Source organism: Gordonibacter sp. RACS_AR68, from assembly GCF_030418485.1.
Lineage (GTDB): Bacteria > Actinomycetota > Coriobacteriia > Coriobacteriales > Eggerthellaceae > Gordonibacter > Gordonibacter urolithinfaciens.
In genome coordinates this window covers 328,251-354,603 of sequence record NZ_JAIPUP010000001.1, presented here as the reverse complement: position 1 = coordinate 354,603, position 26,353 = coordinate 328,251, and the positions used below count along the sequence as shown (strand labels likewise).

General features: G+C 62.3%; 27 protein-coding genes. 14 read left to right on the top strand and 13 right to left on the bottom strand.

The window, feature by feature from the left end:
- Positions 1-9 precede the first annotated feature (9 nt).
- On the bottom strand, positions 10-420 hold the full coding sequence (locus tag K9U15_RS01485; RefSeq protein WP_301155482.1) for a hypothetical protein: 411 nt from the start codon (positions 418-420) through the stop codon (positions 10-12).
- Positions 421-758: 338 nt separating this feature from the next.
- On the opposite strand from K9U15_RS01485, the gene K9U15_RS01480 reads away from it, so the two are divergent.
- Positions 759-1,241 (top strand): YbaK/EbsC family protein, encoded by a 483-nt coding sequence (locus tag K9U15_RS01480; protein WP_301155481.1) that lies wholly within the window; start codon positions 759-761, stop codon positions 1,239-1,241.
- A 63-nt stretch (positions 1,242-1,304) separates the two neighbouring features.
- On the opposite strand, the gene K9U15_RS01475 is transcribed toward K9U15_RS01480, so the two are convergent.
- Positions 1,305-1,736 (bottom strand): YraN family protein, encoded by a 432-nt coding sequence (locus K9U15_RS01475; protein WP_301155480.1) that lies wholly within the window; start codon positions 1,734-1,736, stop codon positions 1,305-1,307.
- Between the two features lie 225 nt (positions 1,737-1,961).
- On the opposite strand from K9U15_RS01475, the gene K9U15_RS01470 reads away from it, so the two are divergent.
- The gene (locus K9U15_RS01470) at positions 1,962-2,306 is read left to right on the top strand and encodes a hypothetical protein (RefSeq protein WP_301155479.1); all 345 of its coding nucleotides are present in this window, start codon (positions 1,962-1,964) and stop codon (positions 2,304-2,306) included.
- Between the two features lie 27 nt (positions 2,307-2,333).
- Here K9U15_RS01470 and K9U15_RS01465 read toward each other — a convergent pair whose 3' ends face one another.
- From K9U15_RS01465 to K9U15_RS01450, 4 genes are all read right to left on the bottom strand, one after another.
- Positions 2,334-3,710 carry an MATE family efflux transporter gene (locus K9U15_RS01465; RefSeq protein WP_301155478.1) on the bottom strand — a complete coding sequence of 459 codons (1,377 nt, stop codon included), beginning with the start codon at positions 3,708-3,710 and terminating at the stop codon, positions 2,334-2,336.
- A 335-nt stretch (positions 3,711-4,045) separates the two neighbouring features.
- Positions 4,046-4,753, bottom strand: coding sequence for a hypothetical protein (locus tag K9U15_RS01460; RefSeq protein WP_301155477.1), 708 nt, complete (start codon positions 4,751-4,753; stop codon positions 4,046-4,048).
- A 272-nt stretch (positions 4,754-5,025) separates the two neighbouring features.
- Positions 5,026-5,499: a DUF3846 domain-containing protein gene (locus tag K9U15_RS01455; protein WP_301155476.1), complete on the bottom strand. Its 474-nt coding sequence runs from the start codon at positions 5,497-5,499 to the stop codon at positions 5,026-5,028.
- A 77-nt stretch (positions 5,500-5,576) separates the two neighbouring features.
- Positions 5,577-6,932, bottom strand: a complete 1,356-nt coding sequence (locus tag K9U15_RS01450) for a ParB/RepB/Spo0J family partition protein (RefSeq protein WP_301155475.1) — start codon at positions 6,930-6,932, stop codon at positions 5,577-5,579.
- 343 nt (positions 6,933-7,275) lie between these two features.
- Between K9U15_RS01450 and K9U15_RS01445 the strand changes: the two genes are divergently transcribed.
- The gene (locus K9U15_RS01445) at positions 7,276-8,274 is read left to right on the top strand and encodes an Abi family protein (RefSeq protein ID WP_301155474.1); all 999 of its coding nucleotides are present in this window, start codon (positions 7,276-7,278) and stop codon (positions 8,272-8,274) included.
- Positions 8,275-8,354: 80 nt separating this feature from the next.
- On the opposite strand, the gene K9U15_RS01440 is transcribed toward K9U15_RS01445, so the two are convergent.
- From K9U15_RS01440 to K9U15_RS01425, 4 genes are all read right to left on the bottom strand, one after another.
- The gene (locus tag K9U15_RS01440) at positions 8,355-8,564 is read right to left on the bottom strand and encodes a hypothetical protein (protein ID WP_301155473.1); all 210 of its coding nucleotides are present in this window, start codon (positions 8,562-8,564) and stop codon (positions 8,355-8,357) included.
- A 300-nt stretch (positions 8,565-8,864) separates the two neighbouring features.
- Positions 8,865-10,103: a hypothetical protein gene (locus K9U15_RS01435; RefSeq protein ID WP_301155472.1), complete on the bottom strand. Its 1,239-nt coding sequence runs from the start codon at positions 10,101-10,103 to the stop codon at positions 8,865-8,867.
- Complete coding sequence (locus K9U15_RS01430; RefSeq protein WP_301155471.1) at positions 10,103-11,047, bottom strand: ParB/RepB/Spo0J family partition protein; 945 nt, start codon at positions 11,045-11,047, stop codon at positions 10,103-10,105. Before K9U15_RS01430 ends, K9U15_RS01435 begins: the two co-directional genes overlap by 1 nt.
- Positions 11,040-11,825, bottom strand: a complete 786-nt coding sequence (locus K9U15_RS01425) for a ParA family protein (RefSeq protein ID WP_301155470.1) — start codon at positions 11,823-11,825, stop codon at positions 11,040-11,042. The genes K9U15_RS01430 and K9U15_RS01425 overlap by 8 nt, the downstream gene beginning before the upstream one ends.
- 353 nt (positions 11,826-12,178) lie before the next feature.
- Between K9U15_RS01425 and K9U15_RS01420 the strand changes: the two genes are divergently transcribed.
- Together K9U15_RS01420 and K9U15_RS01415 are read left to right on the top strand one after the other, a co-directional pair.
- On the top strand, positions 12,179-12,844 hold the full coding sequence (locus K9U15_RS01420) for an HAD family hydrolase (RefSeq protein WP_096227524.1): 666 nt from the start codon (positions 12,179-12,181) through the stop codon (positions 12,842-12,844).
- Positions 12,845-12,882: 38 nt separating this feature from the next.
- Positions 12,883-13,368 carry a VanZ family protein gene (locus tag K9U15_RS01415; RefSeq protein ID WP_096227525.1) on the top strand — a complete coding sequence of 162 codons (486 nt, stop codon included), beginning with the start codon at positions 12,883-12,885 and terminating at the stop codon, positions 13,366-13,368.
- A gap of 18 nt (positions 13,369-13,386) precedes the next feature.
- Here K9U15_RS01415 and K9U15_RS01410 read toward each other — a convergent pair whose 3' ends face one another.
- Complete coding sequence (locus K9U15_RS01410) at positions 13,387-13,701, bottom strand: helix-turn-helix domain-containing protein (RefSeq protein ID WP_301155469.1); 315 nt, start codon at positions 13,699-13,701, stop codon at positions 13,387-13,389.
- A gap of 605 nt (positions 13,702-14,306) precedes the next feature.
- On the opposite strand from K9U15_RS01410, the gene K9U15_RS01405 reads away from it, so the two are divergent.
- The 3 genes from K9U15_RS01405 to K9U15_RS01395 are packed head-to-tail and all read left to right on the top strand — an operon-like array spanning position 14,307 to position 17,557.
- The gene (locus K9U15_RS01405; RefSeq protein WP_096227526.1) at positions 14,307-15,407 is read left to right on the top strand and encodes an LCP family protein; all 1,101 of its coding nucleotides are present in this window, start codon (positions 14,307-14,309) and stop codon (positions 15,405-15,407) included.
- Entirely contained in the window at positions 15,382-15,696 is a 315-nt protein-coding gene (locus tag K9U15_RS01400) for a hypothetical protein (protein ID WP_123649808.1), read from the top strand. The genes K9U15_RS01405 and K9U15_RS01400 overlap by 26 nt, the downstream gene beginning before the upstream one ends.
- A gap of 4 nt (positions 15,697-15,700) precedes the next feature.
- Positions 15,701-17,557 carry a GGDEF domain-containing protein gene (locus K9U15_RS01395; RefSeq protein ID WP_301155468.1) on the top strand — a complete coding sequence of 619 codons (1,857 nt, stop codon included), beginning with the start codon at positions 15,701-15,703 and terminating at the stop codon, positions 17,555-17,557.
- 75 nt (positions 17,558-17,632) lie between these two features.
- Here K9U15_RS01395 and galE read toward each other — a convergent pair whose 3' ends face one another.
- The gene (galE, locus tag K9U15_RS01390; RefSeq protein WP_096228623.1) at positions 17,633-18,775 is read right to left on the bottom strand and encodes a UDP-glucose 4-epimerase GalE; all 1,143 of its coding nucleotides are present in this window, start codon (positions 18,773-18,775) and stop codon (positions 17,633-17,635) included.
- A 613-nt stretch (positions 18,776-19,388) separates the two neighbouring features.
- Between galE and K9U15_RS01385 the strand changes: the two genes are divergently transcribed.
- On the top strand, positions 19,389-20,801 hold the full coding sequence (locus K9U15_RS01385) for a phosphoglucosamine mutase (RefSeq protein WP_301155467.1): 1,413 nt from the start codon (positions 19,389-19,391) through the stop codon (positions 20,799-20,801).
- On the opposite strand, the gene K9U15_RS01380 is transcribed toward K9U15_RS01385, so the two are convergent.
- Complete coding sequence (locus K9U15_RS01380; protein ID WP_301155466.1) at positions 20,802-21,350, bottom strand: hypothetical protein; 549 nt, start codon at positions 21,348-21,350, stop codon at positions 20,802-20,804.
- Between the two features lie 115 nt (positions 21,351-21,465).
- Between K9U15_RS01380 and K9U15_RS01375 the strand changes: the two genes are divergently transcribed.
- From K9U15_RS01375 to dnaK, 5 genes are all read left to right on the top strand, one after another.
- Positions 21,466-21,720, top strand: a complete 255-nt coding sequence (locus K9U15_RS01375) for a hypothetical protein (RefSeq protein ID WP_015539352.1) — start codon at positions 21,466-21,468, stop codon at positions 21,718-21,720.
- A 9-nt stretch (positions 21,721-21,729) separates the two neighbouring features.
- Positions 21,730-22,152, top strand: coding sequence for a nickel-responsive transcriptional regulator NikR (gene nikR, locus K9U15_RS01370; RefSeq protein ID WP_096227530.1), 423 nt, complete (start codon positions 21,730-21,732; stop codon positions 22,150-22,152).
- 136 nt (positions 22,153-22,288) lie between these two features.
- On the top strand, positions 22,289-23,311 hold the full coding sequence (hypE, locus tag K9U15_RS01365) for a hydrogenase expression/formation protein HypE (RefSeq protein ID WP_301154496.1): 1,023 nt from the start codon (positions 22,289-22,291) through the stop codon (positions 23,309-23,311).
- A 328-nt stretch (positions 23,312-23,639) separates the two neighbouring features.
- Complete coding sequence (locus tag K9U15_RS01360; protein WP_087190704.1) at positions 23,640-23,828, top strand: ATP-binding protein; 189 nt, start codon at positions 23,640-23,642, stop codon at positions 23,826-23,828.
- A 611-nt stretch (positions 23,829-24,439) separates the two neighbouring features.
- A complete protein-coding gene (gene dnaK, locus K9U15_RS01355; protein ID WP_096227532.1) occupies positions 24,440-26,350 on the top strand; it encodes a molecular chaperone DnaK in 1,911 nt (636 codons plus the stop codon).
- The last annotated feature ends 3 nt before the right edge of the window (positions 26,351-26,353 follow it).

Sequence of the window (26,353 nt, the reverse complement as noted above, 5' to 3'; positions counted from 1 at the left end):
GGCACGGCATCACCTCCCGAGCGTCGCGATGACGCTTCCCGCCACGTCCTCGACGCTCCGGCGCAGAGCCTCGACGCCGGGCTGCATAGCGGCGAGCTTCCCTGATGCGCGGTCAAGCTCCTCCAAAACATCAGGGGCGTCCATGTCGTTCGCGCGGAGGTAGTAAGCGATGGCGTTGAGCGCATGCACGGCTTGGTTGTAGTGATGGCCCCACCTTCGCATCTCGCGGGTGAGCTTCGCGGCGGTCGTCCTGTCGATAACGATAAGGCGGCCATCCTCTCCGACGGAGGTCGCGGGCATCTGCAGGAGGACGCGGATGAGGTCGGATAGCGTCATGCCGGTGTCCGTCGCGAGACGCTTGGCTCGTTCGATCTCGTCTTCCGACATGCGCACGTGAATCTGTTTGGAATGGCGCTCCATCGCGCGGGCTTTGCCCCCTTCCGAGTTTGAATAAGGAGGCGAAGCCTGCGCACTAGGGGCGCGGGGGATCCCCCGTACAAAGCGTAGCCGAGGGCATCCGAGGCCGCGCTGCCGCCGTATCGTTTCGGGAAGGTTCGTCCTCATGGCGATACCGCCCGAAACGATGTCAAAGGCCATCGTTTGCGAACGATGGCGCTCGGCGGCCAAGAGCTATTCCGTGTGCTGTGTACACGGAATAGGCCTCTTGCTTTGTTGCGAGAACCTTGGGCGAGATTAGTCCATAGGTCACTGCATGGCTGACCTATCATTAAGGAAAGCAACGGACGAAAAGAGGGTCAATGTCACTGGAGAGAGCGAAGGCATATCTTGCCGAATACGGACGCGATGGCGATGTCTTGGAGTTCGACGTGTCGAGCGCTACGGTCGAGCTGGCGGCCCAGGCCGTAGGTTGCGCACCCGAGCGCATCGCGAAGACGCTCTCGTTCTCCGTGGGCGACCGCGTGGCGCTCGTGGTGTGCGCCGGGGACGCGCGCATAGCCAACCCGAAGTTCAAGGAGCGCTTCGGATGCAAGGCGAAGATGCTGTCGGCAGATGAGGCAGAGGAGCGCATCGGCCATGCGGTGGGAGGCGTGTGCCCCTTCGGCGTGAAGGATGGCTGCGACGTGTACTTCGACGAATCGCTGCGCCGGTTCGATACGGTCTATCCGGCATGCGGAAGCTCCAGCAGCGCCATCGCCCTGGCACCCGACGAGCTGGCACAGATCGTGCCCGAAGGCGTTTGGGTCGATGTCTGCAAGCTGCCCTCTGAGGAGCAGTCCTAAGCAGCAAAAACCCTCCGACCCGATGGGTCGGAGGGCGTATCCCCGCGGAGGGGCCAGGAGGTCTTAGGCGGCCTCCGGGAGGGCTTGTAGGTCTGCGCCGGTCGGGATGCTCGGCACCTCTGGGACGAGCGATGCCGTATCTGCCCCGAAGGCGTTTATGTGATGGCGAATCATAGCGCGATCTTTGCCGATGACCACCAGCGCGATATTGTCGAACCGGATAGCCTCGTTCACAGCGTCCTCATGCTCGGCAAGCCACGCTATGGCGATGTTCTCGCGCTTCGTGCGAGCCTTCTTGCCGCACGACTCCGACGGGAACCCGCGCTCAGCGCTATCGCGAGAGCTTACGTCCGCGAACACGATAATGTCCCCATCCTTAGCGACGATGTCGGCGGTTCCTGCAGGGCACGTCCAAGCCGTCTCCAGAACGGTGTACCCGCGATGGCCGAGGTAGCGGCTGGCCGCCTCCGTTGCGCTGATGCTCAAGTTACTCATGATGACCTCCTATGTCGTTTCGGCAGGTCCCTATGATCTGCCTCGTGGCCCGGACGCCGCCGGGGTTCGGGCGCGTGCGCAAGGGAGAAATGCGAAACCCGAAGGGCTTGAGTTTTCGGAAGCTTCTGGACGGTGCTTGGCCCTGCCGAAAAGTTTTCGCGGCCCTTGCCGCCGGGCTCGGTTCTCGGCGAAGGTGCGGAGCTAGAGGCAGGAGGGTCGGCATGGATGCAAGAGGTCGTTGTGAGCGAGAGCGGGCAAAGGGAAAGCCCGCCGACTTCATGGCCGACGGGCATGATGGGGATGGATGTGCTGTCATTCGCGGAATGGTTGCGAAGAGCGCAGGCGTTCGGCCGTGGCCTTGTCGATGAAGCAGCCAAGCCCGAGATCGAAGAAGGCGCACAGCTTGATGAACTCCTCCACGCGCATCTCGCGCTGGCCGTGCAGGACGTACCAGAGCCGCTTTCCGTCCACGCCGATGCGACGCGCGAGCCCGGCCACGCTGATGCCTCGTTCCTGCCGCTTCGACTCTATGAGGTGGGCGGCTTTTCGACTATCTACTGCAAGCATTGAGCAAGATTCATGCAGTCAAAGACGGCACTATCTGGGCAGGTTCCTCCGCGTCCATAGCTGGAGGTAGACGAAGCCGACGATGGCGGGTATCACTGGAGCTGCCGCTTGCGCTGCATAGATCCCAACGAAGCCTAAACCCAGAGGAACGGACAGAAGCCAGGCCAGTCCGGCCCTCACGGCAAAGGCGTCGATAAGGGAGTTCGCGAGGGCCAGCTTCGGTGCGCCCGAGGCCAGGGCGAACGAATCGAGGGCGTACATCGACGCATAGAAGATCCCGTTGACGCTGCAGGTGATACGGAGGTAGAGGACCGCCGCGTCGGTGAGCTCTCGGCTCGATTCCCCGAAGAGGGAGACGAACCATTCCGCTCCCAGTTGCACGATGATCTGGATGCCCACGGTGACGGCGATCGACATGAGGCAGCCCGACCTGGCGAAATCGACCGCTCGCTTCGGCATCCCAGCCCCGATGCTCTGCGACACCGATGCGGAGATGGCCTGTCCGATGCCCCAGCACGGAAGCCCCGCGATGGTGCTTATCTTGAGGCCGACGCCGGAGGCGGCTGCGATGGTCGAGCCGTAGGAGTTGAGCCATGCGGTCACGAAGACGTAGGAGAGGTTGATGACGGCCTGCTGCACGGCCATGGGGATACCCACGCGGAGAACAGCCCGTGCTGCTGCGAATACTTCCTTGCGCTCGTAGGTGCTTCGTGCGGAAGAGAGCAGGCCTCGGGCGGAAGCGTACCTGCGTCGCGCGAGCCATAGGGCGAAGACCGCACCCGCGCCTTGGGCGGCCACGGTGGCGACGGCGGCACCGACCACGCCGAGGCCGACGCAAGCTATGAGAACGAGGTCGAGAACCACGTTCGCTACGGCGGAGAAGGCCATGATGGCGAGGGGGCCGACGGAATCTCCCTGCGCCCGCAAGAACGCGCACGCCGCGTTGAGCAGGAAGAGGCCGACCGCCCCCAGGGAGATCACTTCGAGATAGGCGACCGTCTGGGCGAGCGAGGCGTTCGGCACGCCCATGAGCGAGAAGATGGGATGCGCGAGAACCGTCCCCGCCAAGGTTATAGCAGCCGCTCCCAGAAGGGCGACCCCGAGGGACGCGGCGAAGGCGCGGCGCTGCCCCTGCTCGTCGCGAGCGCCCACGCGGTTGCCCACCGCGACGGTGCAGCCCGACATGAGCCCTATGGCTATCGAGCTGATGATGAAGACGATGGTGGAGGCGTTGCTGACGGCAACGAGCCCCGCCTCGCCGACGACGTTGCCCACGACGCCCATATCGACGAACTGGTAGACGTACTGGAGAAGGTTAGCCGCGACGAGCGGAGCGGAGAACGCAGCCAGGCGCTTCGGGACGCTCCCTTCCAGGAGGGATGATGCATGATCTGTAGTCTTTGACATGGAAAGCCTTTCGATGGGGTTAAAACAAAAAGAGAACGGACGCCTGCCCGTTCTCGTGCCCATCGTTCATCTGCGCAAGCCGAAACAACCCGTAGCGGGTTGCAGGGGCCGACGATTTATCAGGCTTTGCTCCGGTCAGCGTCTCGTCCGTATGCTTCCGAAGCCATCTCAATGCAGAGCTTCATGGCTGGTCCTGTCGATGTATTTGAACATATGGATTATCCCATCGGGTGCATGGACTGGCAAGGAGCTGTCGCGAATCGACATCCGCATCGCACGAGAAAGCCCGCCGACCTCATGGCCGACGAGCTTAGTTGAGGATGTATCCGCTTGCGCTACTTGCGAGGCTTGATGCGCGCCATGTCGCCGTGGACGTAGTTGTTGCAGTTCCACGAGAAATCACCGTCGTTATCGTAATGCGCAACATATGGCAGGTCGGGATAAACGACCTTCTTCCTGCCATCTGGGACATCGACCTCGACCGCGATGCGATTACCGCTCGGCTGTCCGAAGCCGACGACTGGGAAGACTTCCCACTTGCCGCGAATACCGTCAAACATCCATACTTCGTCGCCGACCTCAAGCTCGCTTGCGGGCACCTCCACCGAGTTTAGGAACTCGCCGAGGCGAAGCTCTTCTGGCATGGATGCGTCAAAACTGCGAAGCATGTCGTCGAACTTGTGCCAGTCTTCCTCCTCGGAGGGTCCAAACGAGCGCATCCCGATGGGGTTCCAATCCGAGTCGTACTCCGTCCGCAGATGATCTACGATGTGCCAGCCCTCGATGATGTAGATGCCGTTGTCGCCGGGATCCATCTGGTGGTCGTTCGTGTAGACGCCGATGCCCAGTGAGGTCGAGCCTCCGAAGAAGTTTCCCATGACCTGGCACATCCGCGCCCAGCCGTAGTCGTCGTTGCTCGGTGCGCGGTAGCCTTGGAGTTCGCAGTACTTGAGAAGCGGTTCTATGGTGTCGCGTCCTCCGTTCCAATGCAAGTAGATGCCGACCTTACGCTCGGGCGTGGTGATGACGGCTCGATTCCCCATGATATGACCTCCTAGTGTTCGCGGCGCGTTCTTCCTTCGGATGCGCCTTCCTGGGAGATGCGGTCGCCCGTGGGCGCATGCGGAGGCAAGGGAGGAAGCGAAAACCGCAGGCCTGAGCTTTCGGTCACTTTCGTGGGTATTCAGCGGAAGGTTTTTCGCGGCCCTTGCCGCCGCGTGCGCCCTCGGGCAGCTTGGCTCCCAGGACGGGGCGTGCGGAGGGAGGACGCTCACGGAGGAGGTCGTATGGGATGCGTGGCGCTCATAGCCTGCACCTAACGGCGACGGGCTGCTATCTGGATGCGGAGGGCTTCCAGATCGCCCGACTCGATAGACTCGCGGCTGCCGAATCGCTCGATGACGCGCTCGCGCTCCTCGGTCGTGATGTCGCGGTCCTCGCCGGTCTCGGGGTCGAAGCCGACGCACACCATGTCGCCGAAAACGATGTCGTACAGCTCGTCGGGTCTCACGGCGCGGCTGGGGTCGTTGGGGCTCGCGTAGCCAGCGTTTGCCATCGCTTCGGTCGCGTAGATTGCGCGATTCGGGCGGCATCCGCTTCCAGCGAGCTTGCCCTCCTCGTTGCAGTAGACGGTCGGGGCATCGTCGAACAGGTAGCCCATAGGCTCGATGTGGCCGCCCACGCACTCCTGCAGGGCGCGGAGGAACGAGCCGTTCTCGTCCGCTTCGAGGGTCTTGGGATAGGGTGCGTCGCCCACAGGGACGATTATGGCTTCGAGGGTGGTCTTCATGGCTTGTTCCTTTCTGATATGTGATGGAAGAGAAGAGACCGCCCGACCCGTGGCTGGGGCCGGGCGGAGATAAGGCGTTAGGCCGCCTTGGCGATGACCAGATGGCCGTCCAGGTACTCGCCGTCGATGGTATCGGCGTCGAAGGGGCACTCGTCGTCATCAGCCTCGGCTGCGTCCTCGATGGCTTCGGTGGCTTCATCCTCACCGAACACCTCGTCCTCGTCGTCGCCTGCGAACAGTCCATGCAGATGCTCCATGAGGTCGCGCTCGTCCTCGGAGAGCTCGTAACCAGCGGGCATGAGCACGTCGTCGATGAAGGAGATGAAGCCGAGCAGTTCGTCCAGCCAATAGGACGTCACCTCGTAGCCCTCCCGCAGGGCGCCCCAAGGCAGGTCGGGCACGCAGTTCGGGACGGTGCGCATGAGGATGAACTGGTCGAGCGCCTTGCCGCGCGGCTCCTTGAAGCCCTCCCAGGCGTCGTCGAGCTCGCACTCGTAAGCTGCCTCGAAGGCCTCGTATGCCCACTGGCGCAGCTTCGTCTGGCCCTTGGCGGGGAACTTCGGAAGGGCGTTCTTCGCGAAGTCGATGATGCGGACCTGCATGGTCTCGTAAGCCTCCGTGCGCTTCTCATAGGCCTCGTTCGCCGCGATCTCCTCGGGAGTCGGCTGATGCACGTGGGCCTCGTCGTCGCAGTAGAAGTGGATGCTCGCGCTCTCGCTCCATCGGTTCGGAGAGACGGTGGCAACGAGCCCGGCATGGTCACAATCGCCGTCGCAGTGATGGTAGTCGCCCTCGCGGATGTCGGAGTCTTCGACGATCTTGACGCCGCGCTCCTCAAGCTCGGCCTTAGCGGTCTCTGCGGCAGCTCGCGCACGAGCCGCTTGGCAGACAGCAACGCGGTCCCAGTGGCTCTTCTTGGAGAAGATGGCAACCACGTCGTCCTCGGTGAGCACGTCGTCGTACTCGCCCATGAGCGCCACGACATCGAAGTCGAGGTTCACAGCGTCGGCAGGAACCAGCTTCGTGCCGCGCACGTAGGACTCGGCCTTCTCCTCGGGAACGTCCGCGCTGACGGCTGCATCGGAGACGGGCACACCCAGCGAGAGCATGGTCTGGATGCCGCGTCCGCGCTCGGCCTCGGTCAGCTCCTTGCGGTGGTTGTTCTCCGCGTTGAGGATCTGCGCGATTCGAGCGTCGTCCCAGCCGTCCATCACATAGGCGTCAGCCTCTTCGAGTCCGAGCGACTTCATGGCGGCGGTTCTGCGGTGTCCTGCGACGAGTTGGTAGGCTTCGCCGTCGGCCACCACGATGAGCGGCGTGATCTGCCCGTTCACCTCGATGCTGCGGGCAAGCCCGGTCACATCGCCCAGGTCCTTGCGGTTCTGGTGCTTGCTTTCGATGCACGATGAGAGCGGGATCTTGGTCGTTTCCATTTCTCTTGACCTCCTTTTTGGGTTGCGGCCCGCCCCTTTTGAGCGGGCCTTGTGCCCGTATCACCGGACGGGGTTCGGGCGGTGTGCAAGGGGGAAATGCGAAACCCGGAGGGCTTGAGTTTTCGGGAGGTTTTGGAATGTCCTTCGCCCGGATGAAAAGTTTTCGCGGCCCTTGCACGCCGCTCGGTTCCCGGCCGAGCATGCGGGCGCATAAGGCCGCTGGGGCGAGGACGCGCTTAGGAGGTCGAAGCGAAACGACAGACCCGAACCGCTCGATGCGGCGATGTCATGCAAATGGGAACGCATGGTATCGGGACGGTGTACTGGGCTGTAGAATGGCCGCATGGAGAAAACGGATAAGACATACACTGCCTGGGGCATAGACAGCGGCGCGCACGAGGCGCGGGGCCTCAAGCCCATGCTCACGCCCGAGGAGCAGGTGACGCTCTTGAAGGCCAAGGGCGTCACGTTCGAGCGCTGCACCGAAGCGGAGGCCATTGCTGCGCTGACGGAGCGCGACAGCTTCCTGCACATCGCCTCCTACCGCAAACTGTTCCAGAAGCACCAGGACGGAGAGAAGGAAGGCCAGTACGTGAGGCTCGATTTCGCCGACCTGCTCAACTTGGATGCGCTGGACGCACGGTTGAGAAGCGCTTTCCAGTCCGTGGCCTACGACATAGAGCGCGTTGCGAAGGCAAGGCTCATAGAGAGAATATCGCTCGACGATTCGGAGGACGGGTATGCGATAGTCGCGGAGTTCATGGCATCGCAGCAGAAGCGCTACAGGAACAGCATCGAGAGCAACCTCAAGGTGCGAATGGTAGAAGACGCCTATACGGGAGCGCTGATCGCGAGGTATGCGGCCGATATGCCCGTGTGGGTCTTCTTGGAGGTCGTGTCGTTCGGCGCGTTGCTGGCGTTCTACTTGTTCTGCGCAGAACGGTGGAACGACGAGGAGATGCGCCAGGAGCACTATGCCATGAAAGGCGTTAAGGCGGTGCGCAACTGCTGCTCCCACGGAGCCTGCGTCGTCAACGGGTTCGATTCCGAGCACGATGCGGACACCCGCGCATCCAGCATCGCCTACGAATGGCTCGACTCAAAAGGTTTGGAGCGGAGCGGTGCCCGTAAGGCCAAGCTGCGCAACAGGAGGATCCAACAGCTCCTTGAAACGCTGGTCATGTTCGAGCGGATGGGTTGTGCGTCGTCTTCGCGGTATTCCGTGGATGATCTGCGCGGATTGAAGGGCTCTATCAGCGAGGTTTGCGAGAAGTATGGCGAGCAGAACGCTTTCGTGTCGTATCTCGGCTTTCTGGCGCGGCTCATTGACAAAAGCCTATGAGGATGCGAACATAATCGTACATGTCAAAGCCTTCGAGGCTTTGCAAGAGCCGGTCCTACTGGGACTGGCTCTATTTATATCTAGGCCTGTTCCAGGACCGCACCGAGATCGCTCGCGCAGGTTTCCACTATGCAGCGGACGGCGGCAAGTTCGGCGGCGGTTATCTGTGCGCTGTCGGCCTTGTCTTCGAGCATCGTCAGGAGCGACGCTGCGCCTTCCAGCTTCTCCGACGAGTGGACCACAACATTGACGAGCTCTCTAGGCGGGGCGTAATCTTCATTCGCTGCCATAGGGGCCACCTTTCCATTACGAAGGATTGGATGATGGTAGCCCCTAGGAATGTCAGATGAGAGGCATCCACCTCAGTTGTCACCCTGTGGGAACTGTACGTCAATTACCCAAACGGCAGATGCCCCTCGGTCCGGTAATTGACGTACGTATTCAATTTAGGGTGACATACCTATTATAAACTGCGCAACACCCGCTCGGAGAACGTGCATAGGTTAAGCAAACGCGCCTTGCGGTGAGTGTATGTCACATGAATCTGAACACCGCGCGGAACAGCCATCGGATGAACTTCACCGCCGTTCTCATGCTATTACCCTCCTTCCATACGGGTTGAAGCCGTCAGTGATGATCTGCTGGTGCGCATCCTCAAGCGGCAGCTGCGTCTCGGGTGCCTTGAATAGGGCGAATATCTTGAGGTAGCGTCCGTGGCGCTCCTCGCAAGCGGCGAGATAGCGCTGGTAGTGCTTGTCCTCTGCGCAGGCGGCGAGCACCCGTTCCTCTGGCGGCCGCTTGCCATCCACGGCCATCTGGGAGCGGATGACGCTGCGGCGCGTCTCGACCTTGCGCCACATCTTCGCGAACTCCGGGTCCGCCTGGGCAAGGCCTGCCATATCAAGCGGTTCGCCGTCGGCATCCAGGAGGTCCGGCGGGATGGGCTCGTCGGAGTACGCCGTGAGACCGCCCTCTCCTTCGAGCCAGCGAGCAAGGTTCTTGGCGAGCGTGGTGTCGTCGCCGTTGCGCATCCAGAAGCTCTTGGCGTAGGCGGCGTAGGCGTCGATGATCTGCTCGGGCGAGAAGCCCTGCGCCACGCGCCGCTTCCATGCGGTGAGGCAGTCCCGCTTGAACTTCAAGGAGGCGACGGGCTTGAGGGACATGGCGCAAAGGCGCTCGAAGGCCTCCGGGAACTCTCCCTTCCGATATTCCCTGAAACCTTTCTTTTGTCGCTTCGCTTTCTTGGTGCTTTCCTCGGGGGGACAAGAGAGGGGTTCTTTATCAGGTTCAAGGGTTTTATCGGATGAGTAATTTATAGGTGCCGATTCTCCAGATGTGGCTTTTCCAGATACGGGTTTTCCCGTTCTGGTGGCGACCTGGCCTTTTTCGGGCATATCGCTCGTCGCAGCAAGTTGAGCAGCGGATGTCTCGAACTCCACATTGGCGGGCGGTTCGCGCGTGAACGCCGAGAGGATTGCGTAGCCGTCCGCCTTGAGCTCCGCCGCTATCTGCGCGTGCATGGCCGGATCGTCGAGCGTGATCCAGGTGGCCTCTTCCGCCTTGAGGAAGCGGCCGTTCTCGCTGCGCTTGCGGGCGCGGATGATATAACCCGAAGATTCCAGCTCCTTTATCCCGGCTGACACGGCATCAGCACCGTCCCTCACGAGCGAGGCGAAGCCCTTGATGGTAAACACCCACTCGGGATTGTTCTCAAGGGAGCGAATCTGGCAGTAGATCCCCTTGGCCTTCGCCGAGAGGCCGTGATCGAAGAATATGGTGTTCTCCACGAAGGTGAAGGAGCCCTTGCCCCTGTGAATCACGTTGCCCATCAGGCACCGCCCTGTCTATCGCGGCGCGCCTCGGCCTGCTCAAGCAGCTCAAGGGCGCGCACGATGCGGCTCTCTATCTCGTCTTTGGTCGCGCTCGGCTTGAAGAAGCGGGCGATGCTCCTTTTGGGAATCTTGAACTGCTCGATTTGGTTGGGCTTCTCCTCCTCCATGATGGAGCGCACGAGGGCGGAAGTGAGCGCGCCCTCCTTGGAGTAGCGCTTCATCTTCAACGCCTGGGCATGCGAGGGCGTACACGCCTGCGCGCGGATGGCATCGAGCAGGTGCTCCTGCTCCTCGGCCGTGAGGAAGCTGACCTCGACAGCGGGAAGCATCTTCATACGCCCCTCGTCAACGAGGGCGAGGAGCTCCGGGGAGAGGAACGTCAAGCGTATGAAGCGCTGCACCTTGTCCTTGCTGACGCCCAGCTCCTCCGCCAGAATGTCCCGTGACTTCCTGCCGTCTGACTTGTGCGCAACTTGCGCACAAGTCAGGTCGGTGCGCCGCCCCTGGCGCTTCATCGCCTCAAGCCGCATCGAATAAGCGAACGCCCGCTCGCTCGGCAGGATGGTCTCCCTTTGTAGGTTCGAGTCCACCATGGCGATGGTGGCCTCCTCGTCGGTCATGGCGCGCACGATGCAGGGCACGCTCTCAAGCCCCGCCAGTTCCGCCGCGCGCTTCCGCCTGTGGCCGCTCACAAGCTCGTAGCGATCCGCATCCGACGCTCTCACGGTGAGGGGCACAAGTACGCCGTTCTCCCCGATGCTCTCCGCAAGCCGCTCCATCTCCTCGTCGTCCTTCACGTGGAAGGGATGGTCAGGGAAGGGGTCTATGAGCACGAGTTTTACTTCCGCGACACCCTCAAGGGCTGCGCCTTCGCGCTCGCTCTGGGACGTGAACAGCGCATCCACGGCGGGAAGGTCGATAGGTGCTCTCTTCCTAGCCACGGTCAAGCACCTCCTCCGCAAGCCTCTCGAAGGCATGAGCCACCTTGCCCTCGCCATCGTAGGAAAAGACGCTCATACCGGCTGCAGGGGCCTCCGCCGCCGAGACCGCACGGGGAATGACCGTATCGAACACCCTATAGGTGCTCCCGTACCGCTCGCGTATGGTCTCCTCGACCTCGTGCGCGAGGTTGTTGCGGCTGTCGGAGAGCGTGATGAGGATGCCCTCCACTTCGAGGGAGGGGTTGATCTGACGACGCACGCGCCCCACAGTCTTCAAGAGCCCCGTCATGGCAGAGGCGGGAAGGTATTCGGCCGACACAGGCACGAGCACACTGTCGGATGCGACGAAGGCATTTATCGGGATGATGCCCAGCGTGGGAGCGCAGTCGAAAATGATGAAGTCGTAGTCCGCCTTGAGCGGGGACATCCACATGTTCACAAGCTGCTCGCGGGACATCGCCATCAGAATGGGCATCTCCATCCCGGCAAGCTCGATGTTCGCGGGCATGAGGTCGATGCCCTCGTCGTGCGAGAGGGTGCCCTCGCGGGGGTCGAGGATGACGCCCTCGATCATCGCGTTCAGATGGTTGGCAAGGGTCGTCTCAAGCGCATCGGGGTCGTGCCAGCCGAGCGACTTGGTGAGGTCGCCCTGCGGGTCGGTGTCAACGAGCAGGACGCGCCGTCCGCTCCTAGCGAGCGCCATCCCCAAGCTAAGGGTGGTGGCCGTCTTGTCGGTGCCGCCTTTCTGGTTAGCAACGGCGATGGTTCTGCATGGCATGGTGCATGCACCTCCTTCTGCGGTTTCCCGCATCGGGAGGTCAGACCGGCTATTTCAGGAAAGCACACGGGTTTCGCAAACGCCCAAAAGACGGGATGGGCGCGGGATGGAGACGGGAAAAACAAGGGTTTCTCCACCCGATTCGGGAACATGCCCGTTTCGCTCGCTGCGCCAAATCATACGTTTCATCTGGTACAATTTTTTCAAACAAGAAAACTTGTTTTGCGGGCGAACAGTCGAGTTCACGTTTCCCAAGCTTGTATTCGCGGGTTCGAGTCCCGTCACCCGCTCCATCGATACCACGGTCCAAGCTTCGGCTTGGATTTTTCGTTTAAAGGCGAAAGGATGCGCTCATGATAGACGCAACGACGCCCCGGTTCAACACCTTCGTGTTCGACCTCGACGGCACACTGCTCGACACGCTACCCGACCTCGTGGTCCTCACGAATGCCGTGTTGCGCGAGTGCGGCTTTCCCGAGCGCACGTCCGCCGAGATCCTTAGCTATGTGGGCAACGGCGTGAAGGCGCTCATGTACCAGGCCGTTCCCCAGGATGCCGATGAGGAGGCTGTCGAGGCAGCCATGAGCCGTTGGAAAGAACTCTACCCGCAGTACGGGTATCGCCTGACCAAGGCCTATGCGGGCATTCCAGAGACGGTTGCCGAGCTCAAGCGCCGAGGCGCGCGGCTCGGCGTGCTGTCGAACAAGTTCGACGCGGGCGTCCAGGATGTCGTCGGGGCCTATCTGCCCGGCCTGTTCGCCGTGGCGCGCGGCGAGAGCGCCGATACCCCTCGCAAACCTGATCCGACAGGACTTCTGCGTACCATCGAGGAGCTGGGGTCGACGCCCGAGCGCACCGCCTACGTGGGCGACTCGACGGGCGATATAGCCGTGTCTCGCAACGCTGGCACCTATGCTGTGGCCGTCACGTGGGGTTATCACGGTGCTGAACGCCTTCGTGCGGCGTCGGCCGACCTGGTGATCGACGACCCGCGAGCGCTGCTCGACCTTTTGGGATAGCCGCCCACTGTCTCGGACTGTTTGGGAGGACTGCCGCTATGGTTAGAAAATCGACGGCGTTTGTCGTGGCGAGCTGGGTGCTCGTGGTGCTCTGCGCCGGCTTCATCTTCTTCATGTCGTCTAATACGGATACCGGTTTGAACGACGATCTGGGATTGTTCTCGCTCGTCTTCCAGGATCTGAAAGCTCTGCAGGCGCAGCTGCTCGGACCCGGGGTGGACGTGGTCTCGTCGACTGCCCACTTCTGCGAGTATGCGGTTTTCGGGGCGTTGCTGGCGAATGCCCTGCGCTGCCATATGCCCCTGCGCCGTGCTTGCCTCGTGGCGGTGGCCTGCGCCAGCCTGTACGGCGTGTCCGACGAGTTTCATCAACTGTTCGTGCCGGGGCGCATGTGCGATCCGATGGATTGGCTCGTAGACACCGCCGGTGCTGCGCTGGGATCGGGGTTGGCCTACCTCCAGCTTAGGAGGAGGCGGCGGGAAGGCGAAGAACGCTTGGGCAAGGAGCCGTTGCCGAAGAGGTGATAGCCGGAGAGGGAATGGTCAGCCAAGGCGCGTGTGGCGTTTTGGCATACTCTGCGTTGGCGGTTCGCCCGGATTGGTGAGCAGTTCTTGCGGTGTGGTTTCCAGAGCATCGGCCAAGCGGAGGATGACGGACAGGCGCGGGTCGGCTGTGCCGTTCTCTATGCGGTTGAGGAAGGGGCGTCCCACGCCCACCATGAGAGCGAACTTCTGCTTTGTGATCTTTGCTTGCTTGCGAAGGCGCGTGACATTGCGCCCGAGGATGACGGAAGTCTCGCTTCTGTTGTCCAAGGCTGCATGCTGTGAGCTCGCGGTCTGTCCGACGTTGTTCGCCATGTGGGAAAGCCTAGCCGCTCTCGCGCCTGGTACCGTAACCGCTGGAATACGATTTGGGGAATTATTGGAAAAGCGGGCATGGCTTGATCCGCTGTGTATCGTTTGTCCCTATAGCATGCCATTTTTATGGCGTTTCGCCCATCGATGATAGAATGTAAAGGTATATTGTGCGGTTTGCGCATACGACCTCGAACGATAGGGTTGAATCGTGAAGGGGCCGGTGCCGGAGGGAAAGCGGTGCCGCGCATGCCCGCCGGCTCTGCGTTTCGCCTGCAAGCGGTTGAGCCAAGGCTGTTGAGGAGAAGTACATGGCGTCACGAAACTCTCGCACCAACCGACCGGCTGCCCGCTCCTCGCGTGCACCGCAGTCAGCACGTGCTGTGCGCTCGGCGAAGGCGGCCCAGTCGGGCCGTATCGCCTCTCGTGGAACCGCCGAGCAGTTTTCTCGCAATCGCGGTGCGCAGCAGGCCAGCTCCTCTGCCTACCGTTCAGCCTACACGCCCGGAAGCCAGGGGCGCAGCGCCAACACCGCCTATTCCCGCCAGTCAGCCGCTAGCCAGTACTCTCGCAACAATCCCCAGTACTCCCGTAACGCGAACCGTCGCATGAGCCGCGGCAAGAAGGTGGCCATCGGCATTTTGGCTGCCGTTCTCGTAGCTGTCGTGGGTTGCGGCACCGCATTCGCCCTGTACGTCAACTCCATCAACAACGAGCTGGTCGGCGATATGACTTCCGAGGAGATGCAGGCCATCCAAGACGTGCTTGCTCCGAAGAAGAGCTTCGACGAGCCGTTCTACATGATGCTCGTGGGCTCGGACGAGCGTACCGGAAGCGACGAGGCCGGCGCGCGTTCCGACACGAACATTGTCGTGTACGTCGATCCCACGAGAAACCAAGCCAGCATCGTGTCCATTCCGCGCGACACCATGATCGACATCGACAACGTGGGTATCTCGAAGTTCAATGCCGCCTACAACTACGGTGGCGTGTCGTCCACCATCCGCGAGGCCAGCCAGCTGCTCGGGGTGGATATCTCCCACTATGCTGAGGTGAACTTCGAGAACATGGTGCAATTGGTCGACGCGGTGGGTGGCGTTGACGTGGAGGTGACGGAGCGCATCGACGACACGGATGCCGACAACACCACGGACAACCCGTATGGCCAGCGCATCATCATCGAGGAGGGCCTGCAGCATCTCAACGGCGAGCAGGCACTCGTGTTCGCGCGCAGCCGCGCCTTCGTCGACGGGGACTTCACGCGGACGGCCAATCAGCGCAAGCTCATCATGGCTCTGGTGAACAAGGTGCTCGACATGCCCGTCACCGATCTTCCCGGCGTTATTCAGGGTGCGGCGAAGTGCGTGACTACGGACTTGTCCGTTACCGATATCATCTCGCTGGCCGAGCAGTTCAAGGGCAAGGGAGACCTGACGGTGTACTCGGCCATGGCACCCACCGTGTTCATGGATCAGATGGTGGACGGCCAGTCGTTCGTGCTGAACGATCCCACTGCTACGAAGCAGATGATGGAGACGATAGAGGAGGGGGGCGACCCGAGCAACATCGTGGGCGTCAGCGGCTTGGGTCCCAGGGGCTATACCAGCGGGTCAGGATCGTCGGGCTACTCCAGCGCCAGCTCTACAGGTACGGGCAGCTCGGGATATTACGATGAGGAGTCGTATGACGATTACGATCCGTCCTACTAGCCGTGCTGCAACTCGGCTTCCTCGCAAAGCGGGCCGGATGGCGAATAGGGTGACGGTGGCTATTCCGCTTCCCCTGTCGACGCGGGATACGCTGCGCGGCACGAACGCCGATATCGTGCAGCCAAACCTTCTTCAACGCCCGTTTCCCCATAAGAGAAGCGGGCGCTTTCGTGTAACGGAACGCAAGCACTTGCGCGTCAACCTTGTTTTTTGCCCTGGCCGAGAACATGCTATCGAATTCGGGAATGCCCTCGAACACGTGCGCTCGCGTGAAAGCAAGGAATTCTGACCTGATGGCCGAGCCAACCGAAACCAAGCACGAAAATCGGCCGCGCCGCTGGCGTCGGCTTGGGTCGCCGCGCACGTTCGCCGTCCTCGCCGCGTCCATCCTCATCGTGGGCGCTATCATCTACGGCGTGTTCATCGCATACTCGGTCTCGTTGGGCGAGGAGTTCAACAAGATGTCGGCCGAAGGTATGAACGATTTCACCACGGCGCAGAAAATCGAGTCCGAATCGTCCATCGACGAGATTCGCAATACCGTGCTCACCATTCGGACGTTGGCAGAATCACCCGATATCGACCCTGAAGGCGAGGTGTTCACCGATTTTCTTAACTCATGGAACGAACGCGCGACTTTCGGTGTGACCTACGTATCCATCGCCTCGCTCGAAGAGGGCGTTGTCGAGTCGAATCGGAAAGAGAGCGACCTCGAGATCTTGAGAAGGCTCAAGGCCGGCGAGAGCGTCGTGTCGGACGTGCGCAAGTCTCATCGGCTTAACGGATTCTTTTACAGCATAGCCGAACCGGTGGTAAAGGAGGGCGTGGTCGTCGGCGTGCTTCGCAGTATCGTCGACGCTCATAGTCTCATCGATACGACCCAGATCAAATCGTCGGTTACGCTGCTGGGTTCCGTGCTCATGAAAGGCGATGGCACCATTATCGTCGACTCCGAGAAGTCGGAGCTCTACGACGGGTTGAACCTGTACGAGGTGTTGCGCAACCAAGGGTATGCGGACGCTATCGTGAGCAAGATGCAGGAGAACGTGGAGAACGATAGCGATGTGGCCACCCTTGCTATTGGCAAGCGCGATGGCAAGACGACTTTCTTCACTTCCGTACGTCTCAATGAGAACGATTGGACTATCGTGAACTTTACCGAGGAGAATACGATAGCCGAGCATTCCCAGGTCATCCTGCACGACACGGTAGTGGCGGGAACGGTTCTCGTCATCATCAGCACCATAGCCTGTGTCGCGGTTGCCCTGGTCATAGGACGCTTCCGTCGTCGCGCGCTCCGCGGGGCCGAACGCTATGCCGTGCTTGCGGAGTTCTCGGATACGGTATTGTTCGAGTACTCGTACGGCGATGACGTTTTGGAATTGACCCCGAACGCGCGCAGCGTGTTCTCACTCGACAGCCTACGACGCGAACACTATTTGGAGCGCGGAATCCCGCTCGTCGATTTCCACGAAGAGGACGTTTCGCTGGTTGAGGAGATTCTCGAGCACCCCGCACCGTCGGGCGAGGCTCGGCGGGCTACCGTGCGCGCATGCACGCTGACCGGCGAGTACCGCTGGTTTTCCATCAAGTGCCGCTACCTGTACGAAGGGCAGGAGCCCTACGCCGCAGTGGGGAAGATGGTCGACATAACGCAGCAGCGCGCCTTGGAGGAGCAGTTGGTACGCCGATCGCAGATAGACGGTTTGACGAAGGCGCTCAACAAGGTAACGGCCGAAGAGAAGATAACCGCATCGCTTGCCGCGCATGATCGCGGCCTGCTGTTCATGATAGACGTCGATGACTTCAAACAGATCAACGATCGCAACGGGCACCGTGTGGGCGACCAGGTGCTTGCCGCCATCGCCCGCGCTCTGTTCGACGTGTTCCGTTGCGATGATCCGGTTGGGCGTATCGGCGGGGACGAGTTCGTGGCGTTCGTGCGCGATGTCGACGAAGCCGATGTGGTCGACGCCAAACGGCATGCGTTGCGCGATCATGCCGAAGCCATCACGAGGGACTTGGGTGTATCGGTTTCCCTGAGCATCGGGGTGGCGCGCTATCCGCACGACGGTACGAACTATCAGGAGTTGTTCGATGCTGCCGATCATGCGATGTACCGAGAGAAGCAGGAGCGCGACGATAAATAAGCAACAGCCCCCGGTTCGAAGTCGAACCGGGGGCTGTTGGCAAAGAGGGCCGAATTCGCTGTACCGACCAGGCTGCTAAGCTATAGGTGCGGCCGTGGAGTAGCCGTTCGGATTCTGCGACTGCCAGCGCCAGCTGTCGGCGCACATGCGATCGAGGTCGTACTCGGCGATCCAGCCCAGCTCGTCGCGGGCCTTGTCGCAGGCGGCGTAGTTCTCGGCGATGTCGCCTGCGCGCCGCGGCTTCACCTCGTAGGGCAGCTCCTTGCCGCAGGCGCGCTCGAACGCGTGCACGACGTCGAGCACGCTCGAGCCCGTGCCGGTACCCAGGTTGAAGATGCCCACGCCGCGCCGGGTTCCGTCGTCGGCCGGCTCGCCGGCGATGGTGCCGAGCGTGTTGGCCGCACCGGTGCCCACCTTGCCGCCCATCCAGTCGAGGGCCGCTACATGGCCGCGCGCGAGGTCGACCACGTGGATATAGTCGCGCACGCCCGTGCCGTCCGGGGTGGGATAGTCGTCGCCGAACACGCCAACGCACGCCAACTTGCCCACGGCAACCTGCGCCACGTAGGGCAGCAAATTGTTCGGGATTCCCTTCGGATCCTCGCCGATGAGCCCGCTTTCATGCGCTCCGATGGGGTTGAAGTAGCGCAGCAGCACGACGTTCCACTCGCTGTCTCCTACATACAGGTCGGTGAGCACCTGCTCCAGCATGCTCTTCGTCTGGCCGTAGGGGTTCGTGGCATCGTGTTTCGGGCAGTTCTCGGTGATGGGGATGAACTCGGGCTCGCCGTACACCGTGGCGCTCGACGAGAACACGAGGTTCTTGCATCCATGATCGCGCGCCGCCTCGCACAGCACGAGGGTGCCCGCCACGTTGTTCCAGTAGTATTCAAGCGGCTTCTGCACGCTCTCGCCCACGGCCTTGAAGCCGGCGAAGTGGATGATGGCGTCGATGTCGTTCTCGGTGAAAACGCGGTCGAGCGCCTCACGGTCGAGGATGCTGGCCTCGTAGAACGCCAGACGGTCGTCGTCGATGCCGGTGATGGTGCGGACGCGGTCGAGCGCAACCTCGCTCGAGTTGCTCAGGTCGTCCAGGACGACCACGCGGTACCCCCGGTTCAGCAGCTCGACGCACGTATGGCTGCCGATGAATCCGGCACCTCCCGTGACCAGCACGCAGGTATCCGAGGGTCCCTTAGCAAGGCTTTTGTTCGCCATGGTCTTCTCGCTTTCGTTTCCGGCGGCCGCCGCGCCGCGCACGAACTTTTCTCTTACGGCTATTGTACCGGCGATGGCGTACCGCTGGATGATTTCGTCGAAAGCAACATGAGTGGCGAAGAGAAGCCCGGGGGTGGCTCCCCGGCGATCGGTAATTTATACAAAGATAAAGATATTCTTGACAAAGTATAATAACGTGGATAATATAGTTGGCGAGCAAGAGAAAAACTCCTCCACTCTTCTCTCTCCACTCGTCCAGATCGAGGCCGCTCCCCCCGCGGCCTCGATCTGCATTATCGTTCTTGCGCACGAGCAGATCCCCTCTTGGCTTGCACGTTGTCCTTGGCCCATCATCCTGCCGGTGTTCCATCATTGGATTGCCCTTCAACCCATTTCGACCTGCTTAACCCCTGATTGGGGCACATTCTCCGGGCGGTGTTTCACGTGAAACACCGCCCGGAGAAGCGAATTCGTGCTAATTATTTCGCTGCTCTGTCGGTGATGATCCTGCATCGTTTTCGCGAGCCTTGGTGATGAGCCTTATAATGAGTGGAAATACGGACGGGCGTGCGCCTGCCCGCAACCGAGGCTTCCCGTGTGGAAAGGACTACCTGTGGCAGACATACACTTCGGCACCGATGGATGGCGCGCCATCATCGGTGAAGATTTCACAGATGACAACCTGGTGCGCGTCGTGGATGCGGCAGCGCGCATCTTCAAGGAGGATGCCGTCTCCGCCGGGCGCCCGGCGGATGCTCCCGGCACCCTCATCGTGGGCCACGATTGCCGCCGGGACGCGCATGCGTATGCCCGCCTTGCGGCCGAGGTCGCGGCGGCGCACGGTTTCCGCACGCTGCTCACGCAGGACTACTGCCCCACGCCGACGCTCTGCTGGTCGGTGGCGCAGGATGCCGATGCCGTGGGCGGCATCATGCTCACCAGCAGCCACAACCCGGCCGAGTACCTGGGCGTGAAGCTGCGCATGGCCGACGGCGGCGCGGCGGGCAAGGAGTTCACCGACCGCGTGGAGGCCGTGCTGCCCGGTGCCGCTACCGTGGAGCACGGCACTTGCGAGGAGGCCGACCTCATGACCGCCTACCTCGACGCCCTTAAGCAGCGTGTGGACGTAGAGGCCATACGCGACGCCCACCTGCGCGTGGTGGTGGACCCGCTCTACGGCGCGGGCCGCTGCTACCTGGCCGACCTGCTGCGCGATCTGGGCGTGGAGGTGTGCGAGATCAACAACGCGGAGGATCCGACCTTCGACGGCCTGCATCCCGAGCCCATTCCGCCTTGGGTCGACCGCTGCATTGCGAAGGTGCCCGAGATGGGCTATGACGCCGGCTTCATCAACGACGGCGATGCCGACCGCATCGGCGCAGTGGACGAGCACGGCACCTTCGTCAACCCGCACCGCATTATCACGCTGCTCGTGTCGCACTTGGCCGAGGACAAGGGCCAGCACGGCCGGGTCGTGTCCACCATAACCGCGTCCGCCATGCTCGCCCGCCAGTGCAAGCGCCTGGGCCTGGAGCTCACCAGCACGCCGGTCGGCTTCAAGTGGATCTATGCCGAGATGGAGAAGGGCGACGTCATGCTGGGCGGCGAGGAGTCCGGCGGCATCGGCATCCCCACGCACGTCATGGAGCGCGATGGCCTGCTCATGGCCCTGCTGCTGGCAGAGACCATGGCGCAGCGCGGCATGAGCCTGGGCCAGCTGGTGGACGACATGTTCCAGAAAGTGGGCAAGCTGGAGTTCGAGCGCCGCGGCCTCTCCATCACGGAGGACCAGATGGCGCGCTTCCGCGCGAACGTCGTGCCGGATTATGCGCCCGACGAGGTATGCGGGAAGAAGGTCGTGGACGTCGACCGTCGCGACGGCGTGAAGTTCTACCTTGAAGGCGATGCCTGGGTTATGATGCGCCCCTCCGGAACCGAGCCGCTCGTGCGCGTGTACGCCGAGGCCGAGACGGTGGACGAGGTGCATGCGCTGCTGGATGCCGCGGAAGCCGTGGTGAGGGCGTAGCTAGCGCTCACCGTACCGCGGCAGCTTCTTGAGCAGAGCCCAGGCGGCCTGCTTGCTCTGCGCGTCGTCCAGCATATGCTCGAACGACTTGAACGACACGGCGTCTCGCCCGAACAGGCGGCAGGCGCCGTCGAGGGGAACTTCCTGAAGATATGCGGCGCCGAGTGCCCGAGCGGCCTCGGCGTCCGCTGCCACAACGACCAGCGGATCTAATCCTTCCAGCAGCAGAAACAGCGCCTGGCCGTCGAGTTCTGCCTCTCCGGCAACCTCGTGATCGGCAGTTCTCTCCTTGTCAGTTCCGCTTTCTTCGGTGCCCGGGGCCTTCCCGGCTGCGCTTTCCGACCGCAGGGCGACGTACGTGCAGCACGCGCGCCCGTATCCGAGCGCCGCGGCCGAGTTCTCGAGCGCGCTCCGCGCTGCGTCGCCGAGCCGGGCCGCGCTCGCCACGCACACGACGCCCGTCCGCGCGCCATCGAGGTAGGGCGAGAACAGCTCCCACATCTCTTCGAGCGCTACCTCGTACATGTTACCATTTGCGGAATTTTTCACACTGTCCCTTGCGGTCGCCGGGCGTTCCACGTATAACGATCATGATAACAAGAACCGACGGCAACGGCGAGGCGCCCTTCGGCGCGCGCCGCGAAACGATACAGGAGGCAGCCTTATGTGCACCAACGGAGTGAATACCGGACAGCTCGAGCAGATGATCGAGCAGGTCGACGACCACGTGAAGCTGGAGCGCCGCTGGGCGCACACGCTGGGGCATCTGGCGGGCGACGCCGGCTTCGCCACCGTGTCCGAGAAGATGCATGCTGCCCAGGCGTTGCTCGATGACGTGCGTGCGCTGCTCGGCGAGGCGAAGGACGCCCTCGAGGACGACGCCGCAGCAGCCAGCAACGTCACCGTCAACCTGGTCTAGGGCACGTCGATGAGCAACGATCTGATGCGGTTCTCGGTGGCTATGCCCGAGGACCTGCTCGTGCGCTTCGACCGGCTCGTTGCCCGCCGCGGACTGGCCAAGAACCGCAGCGAGGTCGTGCGCGACCTCGTGCGCGATGCGCTGGTGGAAGAGGAATGCTCCACGCCGGGCGCCGAGGTCATGGGCACGCTCACCATCGTGTTCGACCACCATGCCAGCGACCTGCAGGAGAAGCTGCATGCCATCCAGCACGAATACTTCGAGTCCATCGTGTCCTCGATGCACGTGCACCTCGACGAGCACAACTGCCTCGAGGTCATCGTGCTGCGCGGCGAAACGGGGCTCGTGCAGGATATCGCGAACCTCATCTTGGGTACGAAGGGCGTGAAGAACGGGCGCCTCGTAGTTACGACCACAGGACAGTATATATAGGTAGAAGGCCCGTCGGCTCGTTGGCGGTCGAAAGCAGGAGGGTTTCAAGCGCCGCGGAAACCTCCCTTTACGAGCCGGGTCGAAGATGTTTCACTTAAACCTTCGTTTGTATGGACGAATCGAGGCAAGGAGCGTTATGGATAGCACGGTGATGTTGGGACACGGAAGCGGCGGTACGATGATGAAACGCATCATCGACGACGTGTTCTTCGCTGCCTACGCGGGTGACGAGCTGCTGCGCGGCGACGATGCCGCCGTGCTGCCCGCGCCGGCGCCGGGCGAGCGGCTGGCATTCTCCACGGACAGCTTCGTGGTGACGCCTCATTTCTTTCCTGGCGGCGACATCGGTCGGCTCGCCGTGTGCGGCACGGTGAACGATGTGGCCACGAGCGGCGCGACACCCCGCTACCTGAGCGTGGGTTTCGTTCTGGAAGAGGGTTTCCCCATCGACGATCTCAGGCGCATCTGCAACTCCATGGCGGAGTGCGCCCGTGAGGCGGGCGTGGCGCTGGTGACGGGCGATACGAAGGTGGTCAACCGTGGCCATGGCGACGGCGTGTTCATCAACACGAGCGGCGTGGGAACGCTGGCGCCGGACGTGGAACTGGGCGGCGCTCGGTGTCGCCCGGGCGACAAGGTGCTGGTCACTGGAACGCTGGGCGACCACGGCATCACCATCATGAGCTGCCGCGAGTCTCTGTCGTTCTCGGCCGACCTTGAAAGCGATGCCGCCCCGCTCAACCATCTCATCGCCGACGTGCTGGCGGCCGCCCCCCATACGCGCTGCTTCCGCGACCCCACGCGCGGCGGCCTGGCCTCCACGCTGAACGAGCTTGCCGCGCAGTCGGACACCGACATCACCGTGGAGGAGGATGCCGTGCCGGTGAAACCGGCCGTGCTGGGCGCCTGCGAGATGCTGGGCTACGATCCGCTGCAGGTGGCGAACGAGGGCAAGATGGTATGCGTGGTGGCGCCCGACGAGGCCGACGCCGCGCTCGCCGCCATGCGCGCGAACCGCTACGGCGCGGATGCTGCGATCATCGGCGAGGTGGCTGCAGCGCAGCCCGAGCGCGGCCCCAAGGTGTTCCTGCGCACGGCGTTCGGAGGCACGCGCATCCTCGACATGCTCGTAGGCGAGCAGCTGCCCCGGATCTGCTAGAGTCGGCTGGCGGATCCGAGGTCCCGCGGAGAGTATTCTACGCATGCCGAGGGCTCCTGTGCGGAGGCCCCTCGGCATGCGGGCGCCGCTTCCGGGCGGAAGTCCCGCATCCTTCGCGTGCCCCTCGTTGTCGCCTGCGCACGCGCAAGCGCGCCATCTTCACGCTGCCCGAGCGCACGCCAAGCATCCATGAAAGAATTCGTACCGTACCCTGAAAAATCGCCGATTTTTCTTGCATTTGCATAGAACCATGGTATCTTGCGGGCAGTAAGTTTTTGGGGAAGTTGCCCGTGTGCTCGCGGGTCTTTTGGACGAGAAGGAGAATGACATGTCTCACCCGGTTATCGATGCCGATGAGTGCATTGGCTGTGGCATCTGCGTCGACGCCTGCCCGCAGGAAGTGCTCGAGGTTGTTGGCGGCAAGGCCGACGTCGTGAACGAGGATGCTTGCATCGCGTGCGGCGACTGCGTCGAGGAGTGCCCCATGGGCGCTATCCCGGAGGTCGTCGAGGACTAACGCCTCGCAAGCGATCCCCGTACCGGATCAACCGGCCCCCGCATCTGTGGAAGCAGATGCGGGGGCTTTTGCTTTTTCGGGATAACCTGCAAAGGTGCTCGGTGGGTGCCCGAAAAACGAAACGAGAATTCCGTCTGCGGCGTGCGCCGCCCAATAAGGACGCGCGCAGTTGCTCGCATAATAGCGCACAAATGTTTCACGTGAAACATTGTCCGACGCTTACCCCTTCCCTGCGCCGCCGCCCTCTGTCTCTCCATTGACCGCACACATTCGATCCTATTGGGGCATCGTGCGGGAAACGAACGAATGCAGGGGCCGTAACGCTCTTGTCTCAGCCGTCTCGTTGCCTTCCGTATGAGTATAGTGTGCATTGTTACAAAACATCAACAGCAACTTATGATATAACTTGACAACGTAAGACTTAGATTATATAGTGCAAAACGTCGAAAGAAGATTGAGCGGCAAAGAGCACCCGTTCGCCGCCCGATGTTCGTACGGCGAATGGGTGCGCGGTTGCGCACCTCTTTGCATAGAAGGCGAACCTCAGAGCACGACCCGGCACGAACCAGCACGACCCAACAAGGTAACAACTCCAACAGAGAGGAACGATAATGGCTAAGATTCTCGGCATCGACCTGGGCACCACGAACTCCGCCATGGCGGTCATGGAGGGCTCGGAGCCCGAAATCCTCGTGAACGCGGAAGGCGACCGCACCACACCGTCCGTCGAGGGCTTCCGCAAGGACGGCGAGCGCGTCGTCGGCAAGGCCGCGAAGAACCAGGCGGTCACCAACCCGGAGAACACCGTGTCCTCCGTGAAGCGCTTCATCGGCCGCTCCTACGACGAGACTCCCGAAGAGCGCAAGACCGTGAGCTACAAGCTGCAGAAGGGCAAGGACGGCCGCGCGGTCGTCGACATCGACGGCAAGGACTACACCCCGGAGGAAATCTCCGCCATGGTGCTCCAGAAGCTTAAGAACGACGCCGAGAAGCAGCTGGGCGCGCCGGTCACACAGGCCGTCATCACGGTGCCCGCGTACTTCAACGACGCGCAGCGCCAGGCCACGAAGGACGCCGGCAAGATCGCCGGTCTCGAGGTGCTCCGCATCATCAACGAGCCCACGGCCGCGGCGCTGGCCTACGGCTTGGACAAGACGAACAAGGACGAGAAGATCCTCGTGTTCGACCTGGGCGGCGGCACGTTCGACGTGTCCATCCTGGAGCTCGGCGACGGCGTGTTCGAGGTTGCGGCCACCGCAGGCGACAACCACCTGGGCGGCGACGACTGGGACCAGCGCATCATCGACTGGATGGCCGACAAGTTCAAGGCCGAGAACGGCATCGACCTGCGCCAGGACAAGATGGCCCTGCAGCGCCTGAAGGAAGCCGCCGAGAAGGCGAAGATGGAGCTGTCCTCCACCACCCAGGCCAACATCAACCTGCCCTTCATCACGGCCGACGCCTCCGGCCCGAAGCACCTGGACTACACGCTGACGCGCGCCGAGTTCGAGCGCATCACGAAGGACCTGCTCGACCGTGTGAAGAAGCCTGTTGAGCAGGCGCTCAAGGACGCGGGCCTCAAGGCCGGCGACATCGACGAGGTCATCCTCGTGGGCGGTTCCACCCGCATGCCCGCCGTGCAGGACATCGTGAAGAAGCTCACCGGCAAGGAGCCGAACATGTCCGTGAACCCGGACGAGGTCGTGGCCATGGGCGCGGCCGTCCAGGGCGGCGTGCTGGCCGGCGACGTGGAGGGCATCCTGCTGCTCGACGTGACCCCGCTGTCGCTGGGCGTGGAGACGATGGGCGGCGTCATGACGAAGATGATCGACCGCAACACCACCATCCCCACCCGCAAGACGGAGATCTACTCCACGGCGGCCGACAACCAGACGTCCGTCGAGGTGCATGTGCTGCAGGGCGAGCGTCAGATGGCCCACGACAACAAGACGCTCGGCAAGTTCCAGCTGTCCGGCATCCCGGCCGCGCGCCGCGGCGTGCCGCAGATCGAGGTCACGTTCGATATCGACGCCAACGGCATCGTGAACGTGTCGGCGAAGGACCTGGGCACCGGCAAGCAGCAGCAGATCACCATCTCCGGCTCCACCGCGTTGAACGACGACGAGGTCGAGCGCATGGTGAAGGACGCCGAGCTGCACGCCGAGGAGGACAAGAAGCGCAAGGAAGAGGTCGAGGTCCGCAACAACTGCGACGCGCTGGTGAACGCCACCGAGCAGACGCTCGCCGAGGTGGGCGACAAGGCACCGGCCGACGTGAAGTCCGCTGCCGAGGAGGCCATCAACGAGGCCAAGAGCGCGCTCGAGGGCTCCGACCTCGACGCCATCAAGGCCGCGACCGAGAAGATGCAGCAGGCGGGCTACAAGCTGGCCGAGGTCGTGTACTCCACGCAGGGCGCGGATGCCGGCGCGCAGGCTGTTGCGGCCGAGTCCACGCCGGCCGACGACACCATCGAGGCCGACTACGAGGTTGTCGACGAGAACGACGGCAAGGAAGGGAAGTAACCG

Coding starts and splice junctions, on each gene's coding strand:
- K9U15_RS01485 (WP_301155482.1), bottom strand. CDS start 420: ATGGAGCGCCATTCCAAACAGATTCACGTGCGCATGTCGGAAGACGAG.
- K9U15_RS01480 (WP_301155481.1), top strand. CDS start 759: ATGTCACTGGAGAGAGCGAAGGCATATCTTGCCGAATACGGACGCGAT.
- K9U15_RS01475 (WP_301155480.1), bottom strand. CDS start 1,736: ATGAGTAACTTGAGCATCAGCGCAACGGAGGCGGCCAGCCGCTACCTC.
- K9U15_RS01470 (WP_301155479.1), top strand. CDS start 1,962: ATGCAAGAGGTCGTTGTGAGCGAGAGCGGGCAAAGGGAAAGCCCGCCG.
- K9U15_RS01465 (WP_301155478.1), bottom strand. CDS start 3,710: ATGTCAAAGACTACAGATCATGCATCATCCCTCCTGGAAGGGAGCGTC.
- K9U15_RS01460 (WP_301155477.1), bottom strand. CDS start 4,753: ATGGGGAATCGAGCCGTCATCACCACGCCCGAGCGTAAGGTCGGCATC.
- K9U15_RS01455 (WP_301155476.1), bottom strand. CDS start 5,499: ATGAAGACCACCCTCGAAGCCATAATCGTCCCTGTGGGCGACGCACCC.
- K9U15_RS01450 (WP_301155475.1), bottom strand. CDS start 6,932: ATGGAAACGACCAAGATCCCGCTCTCATCGTGCATCGAAAGCAAGCAC.
- K9U15_RS01445 (WP_301155474.1), top strand. CDS start 7,276: ATGGAGAAAACGGATAAGACATACACTGCCTGGGGCATAGACAGCGGC.
- K9U15_RS01440 (WP_301155473.1), bottom strand. CDS start 8,564: ATGGCAGCGAATGAAGATTACGCCCCGCCTAGAGAGCTCGTCAATGTT.
- K9U15_RS01435 (WP_301155472.1), bottom strand. CDS start 10,103: ATGGGCAACGTGATTCACAGGGGCAAGGGCTCCTTCACCTTCGTGGAG.
- K9U15_RS01425 (WP_301155470.1), bottom strand. CDS start 11,825: ATGCCATGCAGAACCATCGCCGTTGCTAACCAGAAAGGCGGCACCGAC.
- K9U15_RS01420 (WP_096227524.1), top strand. CDS start 12,179: ATGATAGACGCAACGACGCCCCGGTTCAACACCTTCGTGTTCGACCTC.
- K9U15_RS01415 (WP_096227525.1), top strand. CDS start 12,883: ATGGTTAGAAAATCGACGGCGTTTGTCGTGGCGAGCTGGGTGCTCGTG.
- K9U15_RS01410 (WP_301155469.1), bottom strand. CDS start 13,701: ATGGCGAACAACGTCGGACAGACCGCGAGCTCACAGCATGCAGCCTTG.
- K9U15_RS01405 (WP_096227526.1), top strand. CDS start 14,307: ATGAGCCGCGGCAAGAAGGTGGCCATCGGCATTTTGGCTGCCGTTCTC.
- K9U15_RS01400 (WP_123649808.1), top strand. CDS start 15,382: ATGACGATTACGATCCGTCCTACTAGCCGTGCTGCAACTCGGCTTCCT.
- K9U15_RS01395 (WP_301155468.1), top strand. CDS start 15,701: ATGGCCGAGCCAACCGAAACCAAGCACGAAAATCGGCCGCGCCGCTGG.
- galE (WP_096228623.1), bottom strand. CDS start 18,775: ATGGCGAACAAAAGCCTTGCTAAGGGACCCTCGGATACCTGCGTGCTG.
- K9U15_RS01375 (WP_015539352.1), top strand. CDS start 21,466: ATGTGCACCAACGGAGTGAATACCGGACAGCTCGAGCAGATGATCGAG.
- nikR (WP_096227530.1), top strand. CDS start 21,730: ATGAGCAACGATCTGATGCGGTTCTCGGTGGCTATGCCCGAGGACCTG.
- hypE (WP_301154496.1), top strand. CDS start 22,289: ATGGATAGCACGGTGATGTTGGGACACGGAAGCGGCGGTACGATGATG.
- K9U15_RS01360 (WP_087190704.1), top strand. CDS start 23,640: ATGTCTCACCCGGTTATCGATGCCGATGAGTGCATTGGCTGTGGCATC.
- dnaK (WP_096227532.1), top strand. CDS start 24,440: ATGGCTAAGATTCTCGGCATCGACCTGGGCACCACGAACTCCGCCATG.